General features: G+C 34.0%; 20 protein-coding genes and 1 pseudogene. 1 reads left to right on the top strand and 20 read right to left on the bottom strand.

What is annotated here, in order from left to right; translation table 11 throughout:
• Positions 1-245: 245 nt before the first annotated feature.
• The 12 genes from ACQKII_RS23890 to ACQKII_RS23835 form a co-directional block, all read right to left on the bottom strand.
• Positions 246-4337 (bottom strand): NACHT domain-containing protein, encoded by a 4092-nt coding sequence (locus ACQKII_RS23890; protein WP_427462930.1) that lies wholly within the window; start codon positions 4335-4337, stop codon positions 246-248.
• Between the two features lie 240 nt (positions 4338-4577).
• Positions 4578-5312: a tyrosine-type recombinase/integrase gene (locus tag ACQKII_RS23885; RefSeq protein ID WP_427462929.1), complete on the bottom strand. Its 735-nt coding sequence runs from the start codon at positions 5310-5312 to the stop codon at positions 4578-4580.
• A 570-nt stretch (positions 5313-5882) separates the two neighbouring features.
• Complete coding sequence (locus tag ACQKII_RS23880) at positions 5883-6398, bottom strand: hypothetical protein (protein WP_427462928.1); 516 nt, start codon at positions 6396-6398, stop codon at positions 5883-5885.
• 169 nt (positions 6399-6567) lie between these two features.
• Positions 6568-6930 carry a hypothetical protein gene (locus ACQKII_RS23875; protein WP_427462927.1) on the bottom strand — a complete coding sequence of 121 codons (363 nt, stop codon included), beginning with the start codon at positions 6928-6930 and terminating at the stop codon, positions 6568-6570.
• Between the two features lie 266 nt (positions 6931-7196).
• A complete protein-coding gene (locus ACQKII_RS23870; protein ID WP_427462926.1) occupies positions 7197-7886 on the bottom strand; it encodes an anti-sigma factor family protein in 690 nt (229 codons plus the stop codon).
• A complete protein-coding gene (locus tag ACQKII_RS23865; RefSeq protein ID WP_402758600.1) occupies positions 7883-8368 on the bottom strand; it encodes an RNA polymerase sigma factor in 486 nt (161 codons plus the stop codon). The genes ACQKII_RS23870 and ACQKII_RS23865 overlap by 4 nt, the downstream gene beginning before the upstream one ends.
• A 448-nt stretch (positions 8369-8816) precedes the next feature.
• Positions 8817-9794 (bottom strand): DUF418 domain-containing protein, encoded by a 978-nt coding sequence (locus tag ACQKII_RS23860; RefSeq protein ID WP_402758478.1) that lies wholly within the window; start codon positions 9792-9794, stop codon positions 8817-8819.
• 651 nt (positions 9795-10445) lie between these two features.
• Positions 10446-10805, bottom strand: coding sequence for an aconitate hydratase (locus ACQKII_RS23855; protein WP_427462925.1), 360 nt, complete (start codon positions 10803-10805; stop codon positions 10446-10448).
• The gene (locus ACQKII_RS23850; RefSeq protein WP_427462924.1) at positions 10798-11139 is read right to left on the bottom strand and encodes a YolD-like family protein; all 342 of its coding nucleotides are present in this window, start codon (positions 11137-11139) and stop codon (positions 10798-10800) included. Before ACQKII_RS23850 ends, ACQKII_RS23855 begins: the two co-directional genes overlap by 8 nt.
• Positions 11140-11153: 14 nt before the next feature.
• Positions 11154-12410 (bottom strand): DNA polymerase thumb domain-containing protein, encoded by a 1257-nt coding sequence (locus ACQKII_RS23845; protein ID WP_427462923.1) that lies wholly within the window; start codon positions 12408-12410, stop codon positions 11154-11156.
• On the bottom strand, positions 12410-12586 hold the full coding sequence (locus tag ACQKII_RS23840; protein WP_427462922.1) for a transcriptional regulator: 177 nt from the start codon (positions 12584-12586) through the stop codon (positions 12410-12412). Before ACQKII_RS23840 ends, ACQKII_RS23845 begins: the two co-directional genes overlap by 1 nt.
• Before the next feature lie 84 nt (positions 12587-12670).
• Positions 12671-14500, bottom strand: a complete 1830-nt coding sequence (locus ACQKII_RS23835) for a DNA ligase D (protein WP_427462921.1) — start codon at positions 14498-14500, stop codon at positions 12671-12673.
• Between the two features lie 113 nt (positions 14501-14613).
• Between ACQKII_RS23835 and ACQKII_RS23830 the strand changes: the two genes are divergently transcribed.
• Positions 14614-15432: a Ku protein gene (locus ACQKII_RS23830; RefSeq protein ID WP_402757411.1), complete on the top strand. Its 819-nt coding sequence runs from the start codon at positions 14614-14616 to the stop codon at positions 15430-15432.
• A 688-nt stretch (positions 15433-16120) separates the two neighbouring features.
• On the opposite strand, the gene ACQKII_RS23825 is transcribed toward ACQKII_RS23830, so the two are convergent.
• The 8 genes and pseudogenes from ACQKII_RS23825 to ACQKII_RS23790 all read right to left on the bottom strand — a co-directional run bounded on the left by ACQKII_RS23825 (position 16121) and on the right by ACQKII_RS23790 (position 23877).
• Complete coding sequence (locus ACQKII_RS23825; protein WP_427462920.1) at positions 16121-17884, bottom strand: ATP-dependent nuclease; 1764 nt, start codon at positions 17882-17884, stop codon at positions 16121-16123.
• The gene (locus ACQKII_RS23820) at positions 17877-18065 is read right to left on the bottom strand and encodes a hypothetical protein (protein ID WP_402757416.1); all 189 of its coding nucleotides are present in this window, start codon (positions 18063-18065) and stop codon (positions 17877-17879) included. The genes ACQKII_RS23825 and ACQKII_RS23820 overlap by 8 nt, the downstream gene beginning before the upstream one ends.
• 173 nt (positions 18066-18238) lie before the next feature.
• Positions 18239-19372: a helix-turn-helix domain-containing protein gene (locus tag ACQKII_RS23815; RefSeq protein WP_427462919.1), complete on the bottom strand. Its 1134-nt coding sequence runs from the start codon at positions 19370-19372 to the stop codon at positions 18239-18241.
• A gap of 239 nt (positions 19373-19611) precedes the next feature.
• Positions 19612-20289 (bottom strand): hypothetical protein, encoded by a 678-nt coding sequence (locus ACQKII_RS23810; protein ID WP_427462918.1) that lies wholly within the window; start codon positions 20287-20289, stop codon positions 19612-19614.
• A 136-nt stretch (positions 20290-20425) separates the two neighbouring features.
• Positions 20426-20767, bottom strand: a pseudogene (locus ACQKII_RS23805) (UV damage repair protein UvrX); the annotation flags it as partial.
• On the bottom strand, positions 20764-20958 hold the full coding sequence (locus ACQKII_RS23800; RefSeq protein WP_427462917.1) for a transcriptional regulator: 195 nt from the start codon (positions 20956-20958) through the stop codon (positions 20764-20766). The gene ACQKII_RS23800 and the pseudogene ACQKII_RS23805, both read right to left, overlap by 4 nt.
• Positions 20959-21311: 353 nt before the next feature.
• Positions 21312-22271, bottom strand: coding sequence for a trypsin-like serine peptidase (locus tag ACQKII_RS23795; RefSeq protein ID WP_427462916.1), 960 nt, complete (start codon positions 22269-22271; stop codon positions 21312-21314).
• Positions 22272-22374: 103 nt separating this feature from the next.
• Positions 22375-23877, bottom strand: a complete 1503-nt coding sequence (locus tag ACQKII_RS23790; RefSeq protein WP_427462915.1) for a S8 family serine peptidase — start codon at positions 23875-23877, stop codon at positions 22375-22377.
• Positions 23878-24869: the final 992 nt, after the last annotated feature.

Here is a 24869-nt window from a genome sequence, read left to right as displayed (position 1 = left end):
GTTCGTTAGCATAAGGAAGCACCTCCTTCAATTGATACGTCTATCGTACCGGAGGTGCCTGGTTATTTATATGCGTTATTTGAATACGGGCTTACGAAAAACCCACTCATTTTTATCAAAATGAGTGGGTTGAATTTGAAATGTTATTTTAAATAAGATTGATAAAAACATCTATTTTATTATATGGTTTTACCGATTAAATTTTCTCTTAAGACATTAAGGTGTCAAGGCTTTAACATATTTTTTTACTTTAATGAAAGATCTAGAACAAGAGCTTTAACGTCAACATTATATTTTCTTGATAAGGATTCCGCTTGTTCACTAAATTTTTCTTTCGCTTCTTCTAAAGAGTAATTTGGTGGCTTCCTACTATCCTCAGGTAAAGTCCATTGAGGGCAATTAAACCACCCTATAACATATAAACCATTTGTACATTGTCGATTAAGCATATATCGTTTTATTAATTGGCCCTCCATATCAGTTTTTAAGCCTTGGTTCCAACAACCTTTAACTTCAATGTATGCTTTTAATGTTTCTCTTCTATTGCTATCTATAGGAACATCTACTTTTATGTCTATTCTCTCTCCTGGAATACCACCTTGTTTATGAAAAACTTCAACCTCACGATTAAATACTATACCTTTTTTCTCCAAATCATAACTTAAGTGCGTCTTCAAGATATTGCTCAACATTGTTTCATTTTTAGGTAGATAAATTTCATTAATTACATTCCAGAATTGCTCAACCAACGGATTTTCCGATGCGTTTATTTCTTTTTCAAAATGGCTTAATGATTTATAAATTGTTGAAACTAACTGTTTTCCATTAGAGATAGGTTCTATATTAGTATTTTCAATCATTTTAAATAGAACACCCATAGTTGGTGGTACCCATACATCTCTAAAATAAGTTGTACGGACCCGTTCCCAATATAACTGGACATATTTACAATCTGGTAATGCTTTGTTTAATTCAAATAAATAGGTTAAACCAAGACTATTTTCTTTTCCTTTAAATTTCTCTAAAATTTCATTCTTCCAATCCTCAATTTTAAATAAATAGTTATTTTTTATTCTTTTTTTGTTTTCGTGTAAAAATATATAAAGGTTCTTTAATTCTTCATACTTCCAAGTATTTAAGAAGGAGTAGCTTCTTCGATCTTTTACATAATGTTTTATTGTTAAAATAAAAAAGCGTTTTTCTTGATCATTACTAGAAGTTAATAATGGTGAAATTAATGAGGTCCCACCATTTATATCTTTCTCCATCAATGAGCAAGCAGCTTCAATTCCTCTCTTATAATTGGTTAGACTAGCATGTCGCGATTTTACTAAATTTTCAACATATTCTAAAGCTCGTTTACCCCCTATAATGATCAACAATTTATATAAATCACCTCTAGATGTTAATCGTATATTTGGCTTCTTTAATGTCTCAATAATTTCATTCACTAAAAAATCATCTGCACAAAAAAGGATTCTTCTTTCAGCTATATCTCTACCTCCATGCCATGAACCAGGTGACCTCGGTTCTGAAAGTACTTTTAATAGAAGATTAGAAGTCTTTTTTGGTGCATGTATATAAGCTATTTTAAAAAAATCCTTTCCATTTATATAGCTATCTGTTCCTGGGTCTGTAATATATTCATACATTTCCAAGCTCCAAGATTTTATAAATTCTTGTTCGTATTCCCAGATCAGCTGAATCGCCTCTAATACCGGATAAACATTAATTTCAATATTGTCTTTAGCCAGCTCTTTCTTTTTTATTTGAAACATTAAGAGAAAATTCTTTGCAGCTTCAACAATTATTTGATGTTCCTCTTCATTTAATAATTCCCATCCATAACTATTAGATAAACTACGCTCATCTAATGAAAATGACTGGAACCTTGAGTACATTGGTTTTACAAAATTCACCCAATTTCCAATTGGATTTTCATCGAATTTTGAAAGGTTTTTTATAAGTTGATTTCTAGAAGGTCTTCTGAAATTAACTTTTTTAGTTTCTTGAATTGATTCCTTATAGATTTTTTTCAAAGTATTTGCTTCTAAACTGGAAAGGGGCACAACATACAAGAGTTTTTTTAAGCATTGAAACTTATACAATGGTTCGCATACCTTAATACTTTTAGGATTATTTGGATCAAAAAAATGAGTGACTAAATTTACAAGTAGTTTTTGAAACGATTCCTCTTGCTCTTCAACTACCGCTGAAACTAAGTATTCTAGATCGCCCTCATTTACGAGTTCTAATTTTGAACGTATTAATTCGACTATACCTATGCTTGTTTTATTTCTCCAAATATATTTTATTAATAATAGTCTTTTATTAAAGTCAGAACGGAACCTCTCATGAAATCCTCCTTGAAAATCATTGATATATGATGTTTTTAAGATTGGAGTACCCAGCCGATTAAAACGTTCATTAGCAATGCTTATCCATGACTCTTGTAACTTCTTATAATCCCAATAATCATAGCTGTATATCAAAACTATATCTAAAATTTCATCCATCGTCTTCAATTCATTATTCATAGTAATTTCATGCAACTTAAGCAAAATTATATTCAAATCTTCTTTAGATAGAGGTTTAATCAAAGAGGTAATTTCTCTCTTAATATCGCTATCTGAAAAAAGCTTTTTCTGTAATAACTCTAAAATTTTTTCTACATCAACATGCTTTGGATACAATTCTTTACAAATAAGAATATCACATTCATTTGAAATTTCCCCTAACATTCTTAGACTAAGTTTTTTCTGCTCTTCGTTTGCAAGACTAAAGAAAACATGTAAAGCCTTATAAGATAGGTAATTATAGCGGTTATACTCGATCAATTTAAGCAAATCCTTTGTAAATTCTTTGAGATTACAAAAATATACAATGTGTAATACTGTTTTTTGTACATGCTCTGTCCGAGATTCATTTTTAAGAAACTTTTGAAGTTGTTTAGCTAAATTAGCATGATTTAAATTTTTATAAAATGAAGCATTTCCATAACGATGATACATATAGTTTTCATCACACTTCTTCAAGAGGTTGTCAACTAACAATTCCTTTTGTTCTCCATTTAACTCTTCCATATCACTCAAACAAAGAACATCAGGATCTTTGTTTGAAACTATCTCAAAAATATCAGACCTATAACTTGCAATCCAGGCGGTCGTTTGATGTAATTGTGGAATAATACGTCTATTATCATCTTCCGATTGTAAAATCAAACTAAGAATTTGCTCGTCAGAAAATTCTTTCTTGTATAAAAAACGTGCCGCCAAATATTCTGCATAAGATAAATGAGCCCATCCATACTCGTTTTGATTTCTTTCTGTAAAAAGAGCTGTCCCTAAAACCTCTTCGACTTCCTGATTTGTATATGCATATTTTTGATAGGCTATAGATACTAGTTCATCGATTAATATTTTTCCGTCTTCAAGTATTCCCTTATTAATAGTACTTTTATTGCAAAAAATCGTTACTGCTGCGAGTAACATAGCTATTTCTAAACGTTTATCCACAGGAACAATCCCACAAGTATTATTATTTATCTTTCTTTTTTCATTCGTCTCACTACAAAGTGTTCTGCATCCTTCTTCATATAATTCAATCTTTGATTTTAATAGCTGTTTGTTTCTCCTATACCTCTTCAAAAGCATTTCTAAAGTGACTGGGTTACTTGAAAAAGCTTGAATTTGTAGGTCAATTACATCCTTCAAAAAATCTTTTCCATTTATACCATAATTATCACAAGCTGTTATTATGTTTGCTGAACTTAAAGGTGCTAGTTGAAATACACCTACATTCTCTCTTCCCCATAATTCACATAAGTCTTGTTCAAAAGTACTTGGAAAGATACCTGTGCGACAGGCGACCCTCAACATTAAACGTGAAATATCATAGTTTTTTAACTTATCAGCAAGTAGATCTGCTAAAACCCCTACTTGAAGCAATCCTTCGTCAAAACTATCAAGAAATATGTATAATTTATGGTTACTAGAAATCCAATCAACAAATATTTTATTTTCAAAAATAGACTTATATAAGCTTTCCGCACTACTTATTAATCGCAAATCACAATATAAAATCTCTTGAATACTCTCTCCTTGTGTTTCTTTAAGCTCTGTCACAGTTTGTTTTATGATTGTAGATTTCCCTAACCCAGCCTCTCCTAATAGTACTAGACAAGGATTACTTAAGATTTCTTGAATTGGTACTATAGAAAATTTCTCTGATAACATACTTATGTTTTCGGGTTCAAAGAAACCATCTTTATATGATAATTCCTGCCCTCTCTTATACCAATACCTCTTCCACTCATGATAATTTTCATTATATGCCATAACGTTTATGCTCACTTTCTTTCACAATATTGTCGATTAGCCTTGGTCATCTATTTTTGTTCGAATATGGTCATCGCCAAAATAATATTTTTCATTTTCCCCTTAAGTTTTATAATCAACATCCTTACTGATTTTGCTTATGCATTATTTAATCGTATAAATTTTCTACTATATTTGCTAAATCTTCTATGCATAGACATCTTGAAATCCTGTCGATACTAGAACCTCCATCTTGTGCTTTTATTGTCTCTGATAATGCGCTCTCTTATCAACAAGGGTCCTCATAAATGTATGACGAAGTTGACTTGAATTTATTCCATACTGTTTTAACATTGATTGAATCGAACGAGCGCTTAAACGCTTGTATAATGATGATAAAAACAATGCTTCGAGATTGTCATTTCTTTGATTTATATAATCTTTGATTGCTTTACAAGTTCCATTGCTAAGTGGAACAATTCGTTCGCCACCATTTTTATATCCCCGCACTTTTATTGTCCCGTTACCTTCATAAAGATACACATCATTACGGTCAAGCGCCTCCACTTCACTTAGACGTAGTCCTGAATATAATAAAAGACTTATAATCGCATGGTCACGCTTATTAGGTTTAAGAGCAGTTAAATGTAATATCTCGTTTACATTTTCAATGGATAACCAAGCCCGTTCTTGTAGCTTAGCTTTAAGTGGTTTTATAATACGAAGACCCTCGCTTACTTCCAACTTTCCTACATAACGGCTATATGCTTTGATTGCTGCTATTTCACGATTAACACCACTAGCTGAACGCTTAACTAACTGCATATTGATATAGTTCTGTACGTTTATACGACCATATCCATTCAAATCTGTACCATTCTCCTCTAAATACTCACCGAACTTTTCCAACGAATATCTGTAAGACTTTACTGTATTATCTGCTTTACCTTCTAGAGCCTCTGTTATAAATCGATCTATACATTCCTTGTTATTCATACACTAAATACCTCCAAATTAATTGTACGCATTTTTTCTATTAGTTTTTCTGTACAAATGTATCCCTCAGAACCTTATACATATATATCCAATTATACGCAACTATTAAAAGTATGTATAGCTCAATATTTAGCGAAAATTCTAGCAAATGATTGAGGTAAAAAAGTGCCTATAATAACAGTGTGGAAGGGTTAGAAGAGTTACAAGCTTAAATTTAGTATTATTTATGTTTTTTAACAGCTAGATCTTCCCACTACTAAAGTCAAAAGTTATCATTCATATTTTGACATTTCTTCGTTATGTATTTACGCTGGATTGGAGGCAAAAAATCGTTTTATTCTTACTTCACCATATTTACAAAATTGAAAGTCATTTCTGTAAAATGATAATACAGTTATTTAATTTTAAAAGCTCAAACAAGCATAACCCCGTTCTAAATTTAGGACGGGGTTAAAAATATAGTTGTTTAATTTTTGATGTAAGATACTTCACTATACTAAAAAATATAACAATAAAATCGTTTGTAAATCTAAATTTTATTCAACAATCGCGCCCGATCGTATTATAAGGTCAGCCAGAAAATATTTCTGGTTGACCATTTTTTATATCGATATATGATAACGGTAGCCGGGGTAGAACGTTCGCGCCCGTGGGGCTAAGACCCCGTCCGCAAAACAGTTCGCCCCCTAAACGCTCATCTACAGTTGTTTTTCTTCCTTTAGTCATAGTTTGGCTCATTCCTTTACCCGAATCGTTTAATTCACTATGACAAGTATAGATATTCAACCACTTTTTGAAAACTGATAAACTACTTATCCCGTATTTGGCGAGGATCTCGAACATGGAGTAGTTCTTTGTTAAATAATCTTCTACAGCACCCCGCTTTAATTCCTCTGAGTACACCTTATTTTTCTTAGGTCGAATTAAGGCTTCTACCCCGCCATATTTATACAGAGCACGCCATACTTGTAGAGTTGTCATGTTTACTGAAAACATTGTGCAGATTTCTTCGAGAGTATGACGGCCTTCCTCTAAATATTGAAGTGCTAAAATTTTTACATCTGGTGAAAATGATTTTTTAGGCATGAAAAAACTCCCCATTTAATAAACAGATTTTATTTTTTAATCTGTCTACCTAATAGGGAGCATATCATATCACAACATTCGTGACCTTTTCGTGTGTTTCCAAACTTTAATTTGGGAACGTTATTTGAATAATGGGTGTATGTTGCACATTGAGTATTGATTAACAAAGTTATACACCAAAGTGAATCATCCATTTATCTCCTTTTATTGCCTCGGTTATTTTTTTCATCAATTCTTCTAGTTCTTCTGATTTGTATTCGTCGTTTGCTTCACTAACAATATGTAAAAACTGTTTATGAGAACTCGGTGGTATCAATGTTATACCAAAATAGGCAAGGTTTTTATAAGGTCTATTTGTGTTATGTGCGAATGTATCTAACTGATGCATTTTTTCACCAAAATCCTTAGACATTAGTTCATCAAGGAGATCACCATCCACAATTATGCAATCATATTTTTCAGGTTCATAATGAATATATTCTTTATCTTTTTCTATACAAGCAACTATTCCAAACTCGTGAACGTAAGGCATATTACACCTCCCTCGTTTTACCTTAATATATACCTCTACTATCCTATATTCCAATGAATATTTATATAAAATATCCAAAGAGGTTCCCAAAGCATCGTTTGGGGGCTTTTCTTTGCTTACCGTTGTAAATCTGACTAGACCCCTTATTCCACAATCTGGCCCTTTAATGGAGGTAGGAGCATTCATTATTAAAGAAATGCGCCCGATTGTTGAAGAACGTTATTTGACTAAAGTCTTCGTTAATTCAAGAAGAAAGCAACCTATATTCATTCAAAGTGAAACATATTTTCTATTTCTTCGCTTGCTTGAGGCAAGTCCATACCTTCTTTCCAAACTAAAATATTATCCTCTGGAGTTCCGTAATATAACACTTTTATCGTTGTACCGTTAGGATTCAAGTCCGTATTTTTAATATCAAAAAAATCATAACCATTCGCCAATCCATATAGAGATTGTGCTTTTTTCTTTATTATTGGTCTTACAGGGGTCATATAAAAGTTCCCGTTATCTTCCATCTCATAAACGATTTCATTTAAAGCATAACCATCTGTTATTTCCACATGATAAACAATTTTGCCATCCGACAATTGACTTACTTGCGATATTTCTACGACGTTTGTTGGAACGTTGACTGTATTCAAATGAAATAAATAATTATAGCCGAAAAAGATAAGTGAAACTAATACTATAGAAATGATCACGCCTATAGCAAAGGATTTTACTTTTGAACGATTCCAGAAAGAAGAAATATTCTTTATAACATTACTATCTTTTCTAATTATCTCGATTTCCTCTTCCGGTAATTTAAAATCAACTTTTAATCTATCTAATTCTATTTTACAACTTTGACAGTCAACAAGGTGTTCTTCTACCATTCTTTTACTATCACCACTGCATACGTTGTCATAATACAACGGAAGTAAATCTTTCACGATATCACAGGATGCCTTACTCATTTCAATTCCTCCTTTAGTACATCTTGAATTTTACCTTTAGCTCGATGAAATATGACTCTCGCCCAACTTTCTGTTCTCTCAAAAAGTTCGCTTATTTGTTTAAAGGAAAGTTCACCAAATACTCTTAGCGTAAAAACTTCTTTATAAGGCTCTTCTAAGCGATGCACTACCTTATGTAAACGGAAACTCTCTTCTTTTTTCAGCAACATTGCTTCAACACTATTCTCAGTTATTTGTTCAGGTTCATCATCTGTATCAAAACGCTTTTGTTTGTTGAGATAGGTAAAGTATGTATTTTTTGCTATTTGACAAAGCCAAACATTGAGTTTGCAATTGCCCTTGAATTTATCAATATTTTTTAAAGCCTTGAAAAATGTTTCTTGTGTTATTTCTTCTGCAATTTTTTCATTTCGGCTTAGCATTAATACAAACGAGTAAACATCTCGAAAGTATTGATTATAAATATCTTCAAACTCCGTCACATTTCTACCTCCCTTCATAGTTAAGACTAAGTAATGTAAGTTTCGTTACAAAAAAATAAAAAAAAATTGGCAGACAAATAGGTCTGCCTTTAGGTTATATCATCTATTGGTGAGATAAAATACTTTCGATCTTTTTGATTTACATCTATAACAAATGTATTTATCAAAGCAAACTGTCCACGGTTTGAATACATAACTTTAGAATCCAACTTATATTTCAACATAACTACATAAAATTCCTTAAGGAAGTTATTCAATTAAATGGCCCTTTAATGTAAAAGGCACTTTCCTTATTCCAGGAAAGCGCCCGATTATGGAATACTATCTAGCCAAAAACAAAAGAACATAACGAACTGCACATGAAAGACTTTAGGAGGGAAACGGTTCCATTTCTTTTCCCTATATGTATAACCTGCTCTTTTCCATGCCTATTGTAGATTTGAAGTCACTATCCATGTAAAGCACTTCCTTTCTGTTTTACCTTATTCAGTCCGTTCCAAGACCAATTTGTCCAAATTCGAAGTATCGTTTCAAATGGTCCTCGTTTAAATTTCTTTAAATAAGCAAGGCTGAAAATACATTGCAAACTGTAAAGAACTATGCCAAATAAAATTCCGCCTAAAACGCCTAATTTTCCAGATAATCCTAAACCATATTCATAAAATACAGTTGTACAAATAATGGTTTGCATTAGATAATTGGTTAATGAAAGTTTACCGACACTCTCAAACGCAGGTGATAGCAATTGTACTGGGCGAGTTTTATATAACAAAGCTGCCAGGCAAACATAGCCTACTGAAAGTAGCTGTGACCCCAACATGCCAGAAAAATAACTATCTATATAACTATAACTTTTACAAGCTAGACCCAGAGGAACCAGTAACAAGCCAATCAAATACCATTTCTTTTCGTTCTCCATATTTACAAAAGCTTGCGTTTTCCCGAGACCCATTCCAAAAAGTATTAATGGATAAATTGATCCTAGAACTTGTGAAAGTAAAAGTAAGATACCGGCCCAAATAAATAACGTTTTTGGTTTGCGATTAATAAATGGAATGAAAATTAAAATCATGCATCCATAGGTAGCTAAAATATCGCCCTCCCATAAACATGAATGGAGCAAACCTAAAGCAATTAGCCCCGTTGCCCTTCGTAAGATGGACCATCGACTCTTATCCTTTTTCTTACGTATAGATTCGATAAGTTTAATAAGAGAGTAGCCTAATAACATAGTGAAGATTGGCATAAATGATTCCTCTATAAAGATTTTCACAAAATACAAAGCCCCATTATCAAGGGCAGATAGATCTTTTAATTCGTCTTTGCCAGACATGCCAAACTGGAAAATCAGTAAATTCGCCATTAAGATGCCAAATAAACTGAACCCACGCATTGTATCGATGAAGTTAACACGGTTTGTTGTCATTGCGTTTCATCTCCTCATCTCCCTATATTTGGTAAATATTATAAGATAAAGCTAAAAGGTTTTACAATACACCCATTTACAAATATAAGGAAAATTTAACATTATTTTATTATCATTTCTATACACCCAGAGTCTAATTTAATATCCGTCCTAAGCCTTAGATGATACACACAACGAGGCCAACCTGTACATTACTTTTCTTCAACTAACTGGCCCTATTGTTGAATTGAGTGACTCGCATTTTTAAAACAACTTTATTATTATTCAAACGATTTTATTGTAAATTAAACAACTTTATCAACCCTGTACAATTATGGGCTTACTGATTACATACCTTATTCGGAAACTTTTCAAGTCATATGTGCAAAATAGCCGCTCATCTGAAATTTTTCAGATTAACGACTATTCCTTGGGCGTAAAACGCCCACCGTTCAAGACAATAGCACTCCACCATAAAAAAGGCCACCCCAAAATAATTTGAGATGACTTTTACATTTATTTATTAAAATAGCCCTAATGCAGCCCGTCGTGTTATCAACATCCATACGTAGTGCTGCTGGAACTTTTGGTAAGTCTGCATGACTCTCAGCTAGATTTCGGCATATACTTTACACAGCATGAAATCACTTCAATAATAATCGTGACGAAGTTTTATTTAATTTGTTTACACAGGTGACAATGAGCCTGGTTGAGCAATTGCTCCACTTCAGTTTTAAGTGCTTGATTCGCATAACGAAGTATTTCATCTTCACCTTCTGTAGCTATACGTACATCGCTAAAATATGCATCGATGCGGTGCCATCCGACAACACGAATTTTTTGTTTAGCTAGTATTCGCTTCAAATTGAAATAATCCTGTCGTACACTTTTCATTAAATTTTCCACGAAAGGTAAGTAGATTGCTTTCATCTTCAACTGCTCCAATGTTTTATAATCACATTGTAAAGACTGAATCGCTAAATCTAAAATAAGATACTGGTGTAAGAGCTGTCTTTGTTCCGCGTTAATCATAACTCTCATCCTCTAATCTCGCTGCATATATTGAGTGAAATGGAATGCGTTTTACAGCGGTTAGCGTCTCGAGTACGAGTTGTTGTAATTCAATATCTAATGCAGTAATTGCACCAGTCCATTGTACGTACTTAGCCTCTTGCCACGTAGTAATCGTTACTATTTTATGCTGTTTAAAGGCTTGATTAATTGTTTGTTGCAAGTCCTCTAGCTCCCATTCAGATAAAGTTCGTGGGGCTTCAGCATACTCTTCCCTTTTCCACTGTTTTATTTTTTGGATATGTTCAGGAAGCATCATTGCCGTCCATTTGATTGTCCCTCTTTCTTTTATCATAAAACCACCCCCTCTTATGCTAAATGACCGCCAACTAATTTATTACGCTTTAAGGCTGTGCCAGCATCAGTAAAAGAAACGGCTCGTAGCAATGCCGTAGCACCGAACTTTCGCCTAATTGAATCCATTGTGTGTCCTAAGATTTGGCGTTGTTCTTTTTTGACATCAAACAGATCGAGTTGAATGCTGTGTTCCGGCTCAAGATTAGATATACGTACTGAGAGCTGCCTTGCTGGCTCACCAGCAAAATACTCATCGAGTAATTCAAGACAAACATTATACATAACAAGGGTTTCACTAGTTGGTACTTTTATCGTTTTTGATCGTTGGAAACCTTTTGTCATAGCACTACGGCTATAAGACAAACCTAGTGTAATTGTCCGACCAACATAGCCTGCTTCGCGCGTTCGTCGCATAACGTCCTCACACATTTCTAGTAACGCCACGGATATTTCTTTTCTTGTATGGTAGTCGCGCATTAACATCTGGCCTTTCCCAAAACTTAGAGCCGAGTTTTTAACTAAAGGCTCTCCCAGTGTGGAAAGATCAATCCCATGCGCATGGTGGTATAGTTGATTGCCCATGATGCCAAATTTTTTCTCCAATTCATTTAAATCAGCATTTGCTAATCCACCGACTGTTAATATCCCCATTGCATTTAACTTGGCTTCCATCTGTTTTCCGATCCCCCACATCTCAGACAAAGGGCGCACAGGCCAAAGTTTCTTCGGTACATCTTCATAGGTCCACTTTGCAAAACCTGTCTTTTTAGCTTCAAGGTCTAAAGCAAGTTTTGCCATCAACATGTTAGGACCCATCCCAATAGCACTCGGGATACGAAACTGATCATATATTGCTTTTTGAATTTCCTTTGCTGTATCTTCAGGAGGTCCCCAAAGCTTTGCTGTTTCAGTTAAGTCCACCCAATTTTCATCGACACTATAAATATGTATGCACTCTGGCGGCACATACTTTGAAATAAGACGAATAATAGCCATAGACATATCGATAAAGAAACTCATCTTCGGTTCAAATAGTTTTATGTCTGGATGCTTTGGTATTTCAAAACGACGATTTCCCGTTTTTATCTTGAATCGCTCCTTCATAGGTGGCGATGCAGCTAAGACAACGCTTCCAGGTTGAGTGAAATTAGCTACAATTGCAATTGGAGTTGTCATGACGTCTAGACCTTCAAGCATTGCCATACAACTAGCGTAAAAGCTTTTCATATCTATACATATAATGGAACGTTCAGGCAGATTTTCATACATTAAACGATCCCTCTCTTTTTATAGACAACTGGAACAATAGCAAAAACATTATCGATAATAAAAGTACGCTTTGCCTGATTCAGGATACACTTTTTCGTGATGAATCCAGACTTTGAAATGCACATCATGTATACTAGCTGATTGCGTTGCATCGCTTTTATTAACTGATATTTCATTGTTTTTTCTCCCCCCACAACAAAACAGAACACTTGTTTGTATATATTATACGCACAAACGTTCTATTTTAAAAGTGGTAATTTTTATATCAGTCCTTTAAGTTGATCAAGAACTGATTTAAAATCCTGTATTCCTCCTATTTCTCGAAAGTTTCTAAATGGATTCCCTACAGCTCTTATTCGTTCCATTACAGCTGGCATTGTAAATTTATCTGGACTTAATGATTCATTTACTTCATCCCAATATAGTGGTGTTGCAATTAGACATTTATCGTTCCCCCTAGCCGAATATGGGGCAATAATAGTTTTCCCTTCACGGTGTTGTACATAATCCAAATATAATTTATTTTTCCGATTCTTTTTCAATCGTTCTGTTGTAAACCATTCTGGATACTGTTCAACTAAAAACTCACATACAAACTTTGTGAAAATACCTGTTTCGTCATACGAAAATGTATCTAGCGGTAAGGGAATGTAAATTTGCATCCCCTTACCACCTGAAGTCTTTATAAAAGACTTCAATTTAAATTGATCAAAGATAGCTTTCATTTTCAGAGCAGCACTAACAGCTAAATGGAATTCATTAACTGAAGGTGGATCTAAATCAAAAACAATCTCTGTTGGGTTCTCCGTACGAATCGATTGAAATGGGATATGGAACTCTAGTGCAAGCTGATTACCTAACCAAAGCAAAGTTTCAATATTATTGCACAGAATAAAATTAGTGTCCTCTACCCGTTTGGTTGTAACATACTCAGGAATGTTAGCTGGGCTGTTTTTCTGATAAAAACTTTCACCTGGAGCACCATGTGGAAATCGTATAACCGTTAATAGACGTTCACGTAGGAACGGCATCATGTATGGAGCTATGCTTTGCAAATACAATAAATACTTATCTTTATTAATGCCTATTGCTGGCCAAATAAGCTTGTCAGGATGTGTCATTGATACAGACTCTGGTATCGGTTGTAGCTGTCGTTGCATTTGTTGCCAATTACATTGTTTTGGGCCAATATTGAACTTAAATGCGTGGAATCTTGGCTCTCTTAATTTACTTCCATCAAAGTCAATGCACGCAATATCTACATATACTGAAGGTTCAATTGACCATGTTTCATTCACTTTTCTCCCATTGGTTTGAAAGAAAGTAACAAGTATTTTCAGCTCTTCATCCTTTAAACCATGTCTAAATGTGACAACCTCAATCAATTTATCCTCTTTATAAACACCTCCATGAAAATAACCATTCCCTTTGTCATACTTGAACACAATTACCGTAATGTATCTCCAATTCTTTATCTTGAGCCAGTTTTTTGACCGAGTATCACTAACCCATTTACTCGTCTTTTTCTTAGCAATAATTCCTTCACCGTTATTAACTTTAATCTTATTTAACAAAGGCGCACTATCCTCAAAGACATCAATTGCTTGGATTCTTCTTGTGGCTTCATAGCTGACTGAAACAGGTAGTCCAATACCACTAAAAATCTTCTCTAGTAACTGTTTACGAGTTGTTAAATACCGTTCAGATTGGTCCTCACCTTTATATTTCAAAAGGTCGAATACTACATAATGACAAGGGAATGCCTTAGCATGTTCCGAAATAACTTCCTTACTACGCATTCGGCCTCTTTGCTGGACAATAGAAAAATTACTTTGAAAATCATTTGCTAGATAGACCAGTTCGCCATCTAGGAATAAAGGTAAATGAGCTTTAATCGATTCATATATTTCAATACAAAAATCTATAATCTCGGGAAACATTTTATTCAATTCATTATCATTTCTACTTTTTAGAATAGGTACTTTTTCTACCCACTCTAATGTACACCGAAAACCATCATATTTTGTTTCATAAAGCCACTCATCCCCAACAGGAGTTTCAACCGTGTCCGTTAAAAGCATTGGTTTCATTTAAGTAAACCTCTTTTTTATATTAGTTTTTGACTAACTAACAACACTAATACATAAATTCTGCTGAAAAATTAAATAATAAGCAGATAAATAATTAAAAAAGAAGGTGCAACATGCATACAGTTTGGAAAGGCAGTATCAGTTTCGGGCTTGTAAATATTCCAGTAAAATTGCACGCAGCAACTGAAAATAAAGATATTAAGTTAAGGCAGATCCATAAGGAATGTAATACACCGATTAGCTATAAAAAAGTCTGCGAAGGTTGTAACAAAGAAGTAACTGACGAGGACATTGTAAAAGCCTATGAATATGCGAAGAATAAATTTGTTGTATTAGACGATGAAGAGCTAGAAAATTTACGGAAGGAAAATGAGGATAAGGCCGTAGAAATAATTGATTTTGTAAAATTAGAGGAGATAGATCCAATCTATTTTGAACGTACCTATTTCTTATCCCCCGATACAACAGGTGCTAAGGCATACGCATTGCTACGTAAAACATTAGAGGAATCCGGTAAAATTGGCGTTGCTAAGATTATTATACGTTCAAAAGAGCAACTGGCTGTAGTCCGTGTATATAAAGAAGCTTTGGTTATGGAGACAATACATTTCCCCGATGAAGTTAGAAGTGTTAGTGACGTCCCGAATGTACCTAGCGTTGATGCCGTCGTACAAAAAGAACTTGATACAGCACTGATGTTAGTTGAGCAATTAACAACGGTCTTTGATCCAACCAAATACACCGATGAATACCGTACAGCATTAATGGAACTAATAGAGGAAAAAAAAGCAAACAGTACAGTTACAGTTAGTGATAAACGACCTCTACCTGATAATGTGACTGATCTTATGTCTGCTCTTCAAGCTTCATTAGACAAAACTAAAAAACCTACTAGAAAAAGAACGTCTACACGAACAAAGAAAAATGCTTAATAAAAAGACCGTAATTACATGCAATTAGACATTATCAATTATTTAAGTCACTAGGATAACTTTTGAAATAAAAAACCAGGTACTCACTTGAACGTAAGTATCTGGTTGAACTTTATACTCCGTGACCACTCGCTTGTATAAACTTTGTCACTCGAAAAAAATTGCATTAATACAGGAAATGAGGCACCTGTCCCGATGCATCTAAAAGCCTTACAAGGTACCTAAATTAGTAGATTTAATTACATCTGATGAGTTAACTAATAAGCTAACATCTTTAAATACCTGTAGCTTAGATTACAGAATCTACAAGTCTTTTTTCCCGTTCGCCCAAATAACTCCTCTTTCAAAAAAGGATGTAACATTGATTGTTGAATTGGATTTCCTCCAGTTATTCATTTGTATCAAACACGGAATTTGGTCGAGGCAGTTTTCCCGAATCGCAAGATAAGTATTGATAAACATAATTATTTTAAATTATCTTCAAAAAAATCATGAATATAACGACGGTCTTTTATTTAATGTGGAATCTTCCTTTCATAGTTGAACAATATGTAGAAAAAATTAGAATCGTTGGATAACTAATCAGTTTGATGAGGTCAAATAAATTAGGATGGATAAGTTTCCTTTTCCATCCTGAAATTAATGGTTTAAGTTATTATGTCGTTAGCAACTAAATAATTCAATTTCATTAAATCTCCAAAAATTCAATCAATTTTTCAGGAAATAAATTTTCACCAAAAGTATCAATTTTATTTATTGTATCCCATATCCCTAAACTATCTTTATCATTATTATTATACCCAATCACATACTCTAGTTTAGGTATATTAAAATGAATTTGGTTAGGCTTAGATTCTTTAATTAACCTCCAATTAGTTGTAACCATTCCTTTTTTTGTTTTTTCACTTAATTCTTCACCTTTAATGTTAAATACTTTAATTTTGCTAATATCATTTTGGTAAAAATCACTGTTTTTATATTCGTCTTCAGTATTAAAATCTAATTTACTGATAAAATCTTCATTAAAATCAAAATCATTAATCACAAAGAAATCTAGACCTAAGTGTTTACATAATTTAATAAGAATTAGTGCAGTAATTTTACCATGATGTGGAATTATGGCAATATTATTAAAATTAAGATATGCATCAGCAAATTTAGCATCGCCTGTTTTTTCAAGTACTTTTTTTCTAATAACTTCTTTGTATACCAACAAATCATTAGGACCTTCTACAAGAAGCACCTTTCTACTAAAGATTATCTTATTTAAATTTGGTTCAATAATTTTAATGTAATTGTTATAGTCTCTAACTTTTTCTACTAACTCATTATTTTCAATCTCAGAAACTGTAACTTCTGATGAAAAAGCCAAGCTATGATTATTATATTTTACTTCGGTTTGCTTCTTATTCTCATCGAATTCTAATCTTATCAAACCTTTTGTATCAAATATGTCAATCATCTTATGCGAATGTGTAGTATAAATTACTTGATGATTATTTTCTGCTAATCCACATAATACAACTTTATAAAAATACTCTTGATGATTTTCATGTAAAAAACTTTCAGGCTCTTCAAATAAAAATAGGCACTTATCTTCAGAATTATCTTCTGCTATTGCTTGTATCACAGCCATTACAAACATTGATATGTAACCATCACCAAAATGTTCGATTGGTATTAAGTTGTCGGAATCGCCATTTAACCCAATTTTGAACATCATTTCTAAAAAAATATCTTCATATTCTGGCAATCCAAAATCAATATTACAATTGTTATCTCTAAGATTTTTTGAATAATTTGATTGGATTTTTTTTATAAATGTATTTAGTTTGGAATTTGTAAGAATTCTTTCAGTAGACTCTTTTATTTCATCTTTAAAAAAGTTTTTTTTGTTTAGCATTTCTATATCGGAATCTACAATACTTTTAATATGTTTTGCGAGGAATGAAGTAAGATTTCCCCAGCTGGTTTTTTTAGTTGAAATTTCCTTTTTTATCTCATGGAAATTAATATAGAAAATCTTATAGTATTTTGAGGCTCCAAATGCATTCCAATTTTTCTCGTTTTGATCGTAATCTTTGAATGATACAATTTTTGCACCTTCAATCTCTGTTCCATCTAAATCAATGTTGAGAAAATGATATCCTGTTAAATCAGCACATTTACCATCACTTTTCATTTCTACACTACTATCTAATCCTGTAAAAATATTTGGTATATTATTAAACTTTCTATTATGAAAATCATCTCTAGTAAAAGTATTCTTGCTGACGTATTTCTCAGTAATACCATATAATATAGCGTTTAATAAATTAGTTTTCCCTGAATTATTATAACCCACAATTGCAATAGGTTTTTTATAATCTTCTTTTGGAAATACAATACTCTTTCTTTCTCCAAAAGAACGATAATTTTCGATTGATATTCCATTTATTCTAATATTACTCATACAAGAACCTCCATAAATTCTGCTGGGAGCTTTGAAACAATTTCATATGTGCAAAGTTCTTCTTTGCTACAAAGCCAACATCATAACCGTTCGTGGCTAATTCCTTTAATAATGAATTTTTGTCCATCGATTGTACTTGCTCTTGCTGTTCTGCCAGTACTTCTGTTTCTGATTGCCCCATATATCTTCCTCCATTCTCCAAACAGAAAATATCCAATACTGCAATATTTCAAATTCTAATAAATGATTTTCAAAAAGGGGTCCCTGCTCTCTTCTAAGAATTTTAACAATACGACTATACGCTTATCCTATCAAGACAAAAAACCCCGCTTTTAATACGAGGACTTTGAATCATTACCTTTGAACTAATCTAATGGTTGGTTCTGGTTCCTTAAAATTCAAAGTACCTTTATCCAAATTACACAACATTTCAATGTACTCTTGTGGTACTGAAACTTCTTGAATAAGTTGCAATTCATTTTTCACATCATTTTCAAGTAGCATCAGAATACTTTTCTTTAGTACAACAGGCTCCTGTAAAGGAAAAACATCATCTAATGGCTCTTTTGTCCTCATTTTTTTCATAGATATTTGCTTTTGTAAAGACGTATATCTGCTTTCATCTATAAGGTTCAACTCCTTGCATCTGTAAATCATAGCCCCTATAGATACCTGCCAGTATTTTTTTAACTCTACAAAGTGCAACAACGAAGTAGATGTTACTGTCTTAGTAAATGCATCTGCAGGTAACAAAAATGAGGAAGCAAAACGATTTGCTTGATATTCTAAAATTTTATTTTCTTCTCTGTTTAGGATTTCTTGATTGTCTATATCAGCATGCATTAATATATGCCCTAACTCATGTCCACCATCAAATTGTCTTCGGAATGCTGACTGCTTATCATTCCCAAGGAATACAAATGGCCTACCAGTTCGATGCTGACAATATGCATCCACTTTCTGGCTATCTGTATCAACAGAAAAAACCATAATTCCGTTCCGTTCTAATAAATGGACAATATTAGCTATTGGTTTGTCCCCAATACCCCATTGTTCTCTCACTCTTTTTGCTAAATCTTCTATTAAATCGTTATCCCAATCCGCATTAACATGTATATTATCTGGAAGATTCAATTCAGGAAACTCAATATAATCAGATAGATAATCATAGATGTATCCTGCCAACATAGACTTATTGTATTGCATCTCCTTACTCTTTTTCGTAGCAGTTGCATTTGCACGAAAAAATGTGTTTCCTACATATTGTTCTTTAAATTCTTTATAAAAAAAGTTCTTGGGAAACTGTAAAGTATTAATAATAGCCATCATTGTTTCTGATTTAGGTGTATGCTCACCCAGTTCAAATTGAGAAATGGCTTGCTTTGTAATTCCAATTTTGTTAGCAAGATCACTGATAGTTAGACCTCTTATTAATCGTGCCTCTCTTAATCTTTTAGGGTTAAATATCGGTTCCTTACTTACGTTCATTTTAACTACTCCTAACTAAAATATAGTATCTCTAAGATGATGCTTTACTTTTTAATTTAACTACAATTTCATCCTCTATAGGTGCTTTAAGCGGTGTCTGAATGTCAGATAACTGATAATTATTTAATGGTACAAGAGTTTTGGTAGAGATGTTAATAGAATCTGTTATGTCCTCTTTATAAATCCAATCTTCTTGGTCTGGTCTTAATGCACCTTCATAAACGATATCATTTTTACTGTCATAGCAAACTATTATGCCAATGGTCCAGTTTTAAACCTAAGATTTCTCCAATACGCATCCCTGTTTCAACGCTAATAGAAAAGATTACCTTGTCTCTTAAAATAGGTAGTTCAGAAAGTATATTGTTAATTTCTTGTTCGGTATACCATTTTAGATGATTATGCTTTTTCCTATATAAAACTCTTGATAGGATAGATTCCTCCAAATCAAATTGCCATATTTGTCCGTAAAGTAGTTTTGTATTAACTAGAGGTGCTTGCTTGCTCCGTTTACTACTAAACATGACTGGATTTACTGTGACTTTCTTTTCATCTTCTAGCCAATGATAAAATCCTTTTAACACAGTTATATATGTATTCAAAGCCGTAAACGTCATGCGACTTTCATAATTAATTACCACTTCATTTAATCCTAGAAGATCTTTAATATATTCTTCCACGACCTTTTTACTGGTTATTTCTCCATAATGCAAATTATTAGCTTTTAAATACCGAAAAAACCGTAATAGAGCATATGCATAACGTTCACCTGTTAAATAACTATTCATACTTACAAAATCTAGCCATAAACAAGCATCTTGAATCGGAATTCCTTCCTCAGTTAACATGTACCGTAAATCATCACCATTTTTCGCAATTTCCACCCTAATACCATAATTCTCTTGTTTATTCCTCAAAAAAACACCCCTATCTTAAGAAATAGTAATCGTATACACAAAATATATCTGTCTACCATTAAGATATCCATTATTTATAAACTTCATTTATATATTGTAAACCATTGTTCTATAGTTTACACAATAATAACAGAACGTCCACACTATACACATGTATAGCCTCAACTGGTACGTAATTAGAGATCAATTTTGTAATCGTCATCGACATTTTAATAAAGAAACTCATTTTAGGCTGAAACAATCTAATATCTGGATGCTTTGGTATCTCATAGCGTCTACTGCCCGTTTTGATTTTAAATTTCTCTTTCATCAATGGTGATGCTGCAAGTACAACGCTGCCCGGTTGGTCAAAGTTCGCTACTACTGCAACTGGAGTTTTTAAAACATCTAGCCCATGTAACATCGCCACGCAGCTGGCGTAAAAACATTTCATATCGATACACATAATAGGTTTATTTGGCATACCCTCATAATTCACACAACATCACACCCCTTACTAACAAAAGGAATAACGACTAGAACATTACTGATTAAAAAAGTACGTTTTGCACATCTTGTAAAAAAAATGCTTGAAATAAATTCCCAACAAGCCAAGGAACCATCTTTCACTCCATACATAATGTTCACTAATTGATTGCGTTGCATAGCTTTAATCAATTGCTCTCTCATCTTAGGTTCCTCCCACTATCTCTCAAAATTTCATAAATAATAGCTGTGTATTATTGATATTTATTATTGGCACATTGATTTTCCCTTTACCTATCATACGTAAGAACATTTGTTTGTATACATTTTAGAACAAACGTTTGCTTTTTGGCAAGGTTAAATTTTTGGAAACAAAAAAAAACCAGGTACTCAAATGAACTGAACTCTGAATAGTGGACACTATAAAAAAAGTGCCTCTGTTCGGGGTTCAGTTCACTAGCTCATATATAAGACCCTTTTCTTTTCTATATCGAAAAGCAATTATCGGATAGTTTGCATATTTATCATTTAATGAACAAGATTATAAACTACGTAACTTATAGTTTTTTGTCTTGTTGATTCATCATCAAACGAGCACGATGTGGGGTCATCCAATTTTCAGTCGCGCGAGGAGTAAAACGACGTATACCAGGTCCCTTGTCATCTGTGAAGACATGAGGGATGTCATAGTTTGGCAACATACTTTTCGTCTCTACTGGTCCTTCAGTCAAATGTGTCTGGCACCCACTAAAACGATCATCCGGATGTTTTTTTCCATACTCATCACATAACCATTGCATCCACACATCGGTCTTTACATCTTCGTAACCTGGAGTGAAATAGTTCGGATCTTCAATTGGATTTGGCCCCCATGATAGACAGCCACATACTTGTGGATTATTAGAGAACCAGCTAATTGTTAATGGACCTCCTGATTGTCCATGAGCAGCGTCAATATCTGTCTTGAGTTGTCTATTATCATGAATTCCAGTACAAACACCATCTTCATCAATCCACATTTCATCAGTGTGATCTCCTGGAAAACCAATGTGTTGAAAATGATCTCTTTCATTAGCCCAACGATTTACTGGAAACTTTGCTGACGTTCCTAAAAAACCAGTTTGAAATCCAGCCGGTTGTGTAAGAGATATTAATGCCCAATCTCGTGAACCGCCATTGTAGACAGCCCTCATTTCAGACCAATCGTAAATTCCATAAGGCATATTTGAATGATTCCTTGCCGGTATAAAACGAAAAGTTTCTATATCGAGGAATTGATTGTTAGCACCTTTCACAACATGTCCCGCAGTCAGTACCGTATAGTCGCTGATTAAAGAACCAGATGCTTGCAATATAGTACCATTTCGTAGCTTAATTTCAATCTGGCCTACGCAACGGTTTGGAAACACATCTGGACGCGCCACTTGTATACGATCGTCAAACAACATTTCTTGAGAAACTTTTAATGGATTTGCATTTTTAATAACTGTAGATTTCATGATATTAGAATCTGCCATTTTTTTAACCTCCAATAAAGTATTTAACCGTTTAGATTGTCTGCTTAAAAGAGCCTGAACATTTGTTAAAACATCAGGCTCAAGAATTTCTAGCACAGTATTATTATGAACGTGCTTTCTTTACAGCTTCATAAGCATCCACCAAACCATGACCAGTTGCTAGATCAACGCCCGGAACTGCTTCATGTCCTCCAGTACTTGGGTTTGAATTTCCAGATGCTACATCACGGGCAGTGTCCTTTAGAACCTCTCTAATTTGTGCAGGGAATAAATTAGGTGACATCTGCTTTACTAAGGCACAAATGCCGGCTAGCTGTGGAGCCGCTGCGGAAGTACCACTAAAAGCTGCCCAACCGTCGTTGTTAGGAGTTTCATCCCCATTCGGATGAGTATTGCCAGAGAGTTTAACATCGATTTGACTCCCAGGTTCAACCGGAAGCATAATATAAGCGGCTTTTGGAGGCATTCCCACTAACCCACATACATCAGGAGAGGTTCTGTTATTAAAGTCAGGAATACGACTTAAAAATCCACTAGCATATGGAGTTGCTTCGAATGTGCCGTCTGCATGCATATAGGCACCTCCTGCAGAAATAACATCAGGATGTTGGCCTGGGAAAGACCATTGACCATTTCCTGCTGAACAAACAACTGTAATCCCCTGTGTCACTGCATCAGCAATACTAGCAGCTAAAGCCTTGTCTGCAGCCGAATACGATTCCCCATTACTAATACTATTACCCCAACTAATAGAAATAATATGGGGGTTCAATTCGACCGCTTTATTAAAAGTCCCAACAGAGGTAATAAGATTAAATTTCACCATTGTAAAATCAACATCAGGCGCCACCGCAAAAATATTTGCTGATTCTCCTGTCCCATGACTTTCTTCATCATGGTCAGGATCTGTTGAGCCGGGCCCAAGGACAACTGGGTTAGAACGATACCCACGTTGGGTGAAAAAAGGATGAGCGTACCACCCGGTATCTATCATGACTACTTTAATGTCACGGCCTGTAATACCATCTCGATGGACCCGATCAGCATTAAGTCCAAGAGAAACGTCCGCTGGTACATTTAGATGCCAATAAGACTTTGGGGGTGGGAACGCAGAAGGTTTTGTTGATGCAAAGAAATTTCGTTCTGCCTCTGTCAAAACAGTCTTTAATGATTCAGATGGTTCAATTACACCTAAGCGAAATCTCGGTTCTTCTATCGCGATTCCTTCTAATACATCAGCTAGTGAGCTTTTGGATACATCAATTAACCCAGGAGTATCGGTGTCTGAAGTATCAAGAAATGTCGACGTAGTCATTTCATTGAATTTTAGTACTTCTCGTTCTACTGGGATGATTTTAGTTTTAAACACTCGTTCGTAAACCTCTGGCGGAGCTGAAATAGTTATAGTAATAGGACTTACATGCAATACTTCAAACCCTTCGGAACGTAAACGCTCAACAGCGGACTCTACCAATTCGGGTTCTGAGTGGAACTTCAGAACCGTTTCGCTGTTGATAGGAAATGGAGCTTCAAAAAGAGAATGCCCTCCCACAGATTTTACGGAAGCTTCTGCATATACGACAGGAGGAAGATTATTTATGACCATTTCTTCACCTTCTTTTATTATTTTAAAGGCTCTTGCCTAAATGTTATTATGACCATAAAAAAATATAGTATTCTTTTTAAATCTGATGATGGTATGTTCATCGTATTTCACATTCTTTTGGCAGTAAATAGATAAAACGGAGAGATATTCCTGGATCTAGGAAGTAAATATACACATAACCTTCAGAATTTAACGGATTTTTATTCGGAATATTTTGTGTATCTCTAGTTAATGCTAGCCCCATAAACGTTTATCTTTAGGTTGTGATTGTGGGGAACAGTAGTTTGTTATTGTTGCTTTGAAATAAAGTTTGAGCAAAAATACCTCGCAAACCCTTATTTTACGATAAATAAGAAGAATCCCTTTTGAAAAAAGTTTGATCAAAGGGGATTCCTCTTTAGCAGTTTTAAGTTAGGTTTTTATAAAAGTTTGATTATTTTCTACCTGTGTTGCTCCACAATCGCGCCCGATCGTATTATAAAGTCAGCCAGAAAATATTTCTGGTTGACCATTTTTTATATCGATATATGATAACGGTAGCCGGGGTAGAACGTTCGCGCCCGTGGGGCTAAGACCCCGTCCGCAAAACAGTTCGCCCCCTACTTGTAGAAACATGTTTGAGGCTGGTTGGGACAATGATCTCGTATAACAAGCGAAGCTATGACACTACAAAGAGGATTTAGGGGTTACCGGCAATTATCATTTAGAAGGAGGAATTATAATGAATCCAGTCATCGGTCTGGATGTAGCAAAAGGTGAAAGTCAGGTTCAAGCTTACTTGGAAAGAAAGAAGCCCTACAAGAAAAGTTTCAAAGTAAAACAGTAAGCCCGAATTATAAAAAAATAGGCGCACCTTTTCTGTACGCATCACGAATAGCCGTATATCATTGATTTTTCCATCAGATATACGGCTATTTTATTTTCCACATGCAGCTTGGATGTTTTTTGACCAAGGCATGTACTGATTTAAAATTTCTAGGTTTCGGTGGATA

This window comes from Lysinibacillus sp. NPDC048646, assembly GCF_050272295.1.
GTDB lineage: Bacteria > Bacillota > Bacilli > Bacillales_A > Planococcaceae > Lysinibacillus.
This window is presented reverse-complemented; position numbering and strand designations above follow the sequence as displayed.

What these genes read in the sequence shown, in the direction of transcription:
- ACQKII_RS23855 (WP_427462925.1), bottom strand. Translation starts at nt 10,805, where the DNA reads ATGATTAACGCGGAACAAAGACAGCTCTTACACCAGTATCTTATTTTA.
- ACQKII_RS23850 (WP_427462924.1), bottom strand. Translation starts at nt 11,139, where the DNA reads ATGATAAAAGAAAGAGGGACAATCAAATGGACGGCAATGATGCTTCCT.
- ACQKII_RS23800 (WP_427462917.1), bottom strand. Translation starts at nt 20,958, where the DNA reads ATGAGAGAGCAATTGATTAAAGCTATGCAACGCAATCAATTAGTGAAC.
- ACQKII_RS23885 (WP_427462929.1), bottom strand. Translation starts at nt 5,312, where the DNA reads ATGAATAACAAGGAATGTATAGATCGATTTATAACAGAGGCTCTAGAA.
- ACQKII_RS23845 (WP_427462923.1), bottom strand. Translation starts at nt 12,410, where the DNA reads ATGTATGAAAATCTGCCTGAACGTTCCATTATATGTATAGATATGAAA.
- ACQKII_RS23890 (WP_427462930.1), bottom strand. Translation starts at nt 4,337, where the DNA reads ATGGCATATAATGAAAATTATCATGAGTGGAAGAGGTATTGGTATAAG.
- ACQKII_RS23830 (WP_402757411.1), top strand. Translation starts at nt 14,614, where the DNA reads ATGCATACAGTTTGGAAAGGCAGTATCAGTTTCGGGCTTGTAAATATT.
- ACQKII_RS23790 (WP_427462915.1), bottom strand. Translation starts at nt 23,877, where the DNA reads ATGGTCATAAATAATCTTCCTCCTGTCGTATATGCAGAAGCTTCCGTA.
- ACQKII_RS23835 (WP_427462921.1), bottom strand. Translation starts at nt 14,500, where the DNA reads ATGAAACCAATGCTTTTAACGGACACGGTTGAAACTCCTGTTGGGGAT.
- ACQKII_RS23870 (WP_427462926.1), bottom strand. Translation starts at nt 7,886, where the DNA reads ATGAGTAAGGCATCCTGTGATATCGTGAAAGATTTACTTCCGTTGTAT.
- ACQKII_RS23880 (WP_427462928.1), bottom strand. Translation starts at nt 6,398, where the DNA reads ATGCCTAAAAAATCATTTTCACCAGATGTAAAAATTTTAGCACTTCAA.
- ACQKII_RS23875 (WP_427462927.1), bottom strand. Translation starts at nt 6,930, where the DNA reads ATGCCTTACGTTCACGAGTTTGGAATAGTTGCTTGTATAGAAAAAGAT.
- ACQKII_RS23820 (WP_402757416.1), bottom strand. Translation starts at nt 18,065, where the DNA reads ATGGGGCAATCAGAAACAGAAGTACTGGCAGAACAGCAAGAGCAAGTA.
- ACQKII_RS23840 (WP_427462922.1), bottom strand. Translation starts at nt 12,586, where the DNA reads ATGAAATATCAGTTAATAAAAGCGATGCAACGCAATCAGCTAGTATAC.
- ACQKII_RS23815 (WP_427462919.1), bottom strand. Translation starts at nt 19,372, where the DNA reads ATGAACGTAAGTAAGGAACCGATATTTAACCCTAAAAGATTAAGAGAG.
- ACQKII_RS23860 (WP_402758478.1), bottom strand. Translation starts at nt 9,794, where the DNA reads ATGACAACAAACCGTGTTAACTTCATCGATACAATGCGTGGGTTCAGT.
- ACQKII_RS23825 (WP_427462920.1), bottom strand. Translation starts at nt 17,884, where the DNA reads ATGAGTAATATTAGAATAAATGGAATATCAATCGAAAATTATCGTTCT.
- ACQKII_RS23795 (WP_427462916.1), bottom strand. Translation starts at nt 22,271, where the DNA reads ATGGCAGATTCTAATATCATGAAATCTACAGTTATTAAAAATGCAAAT.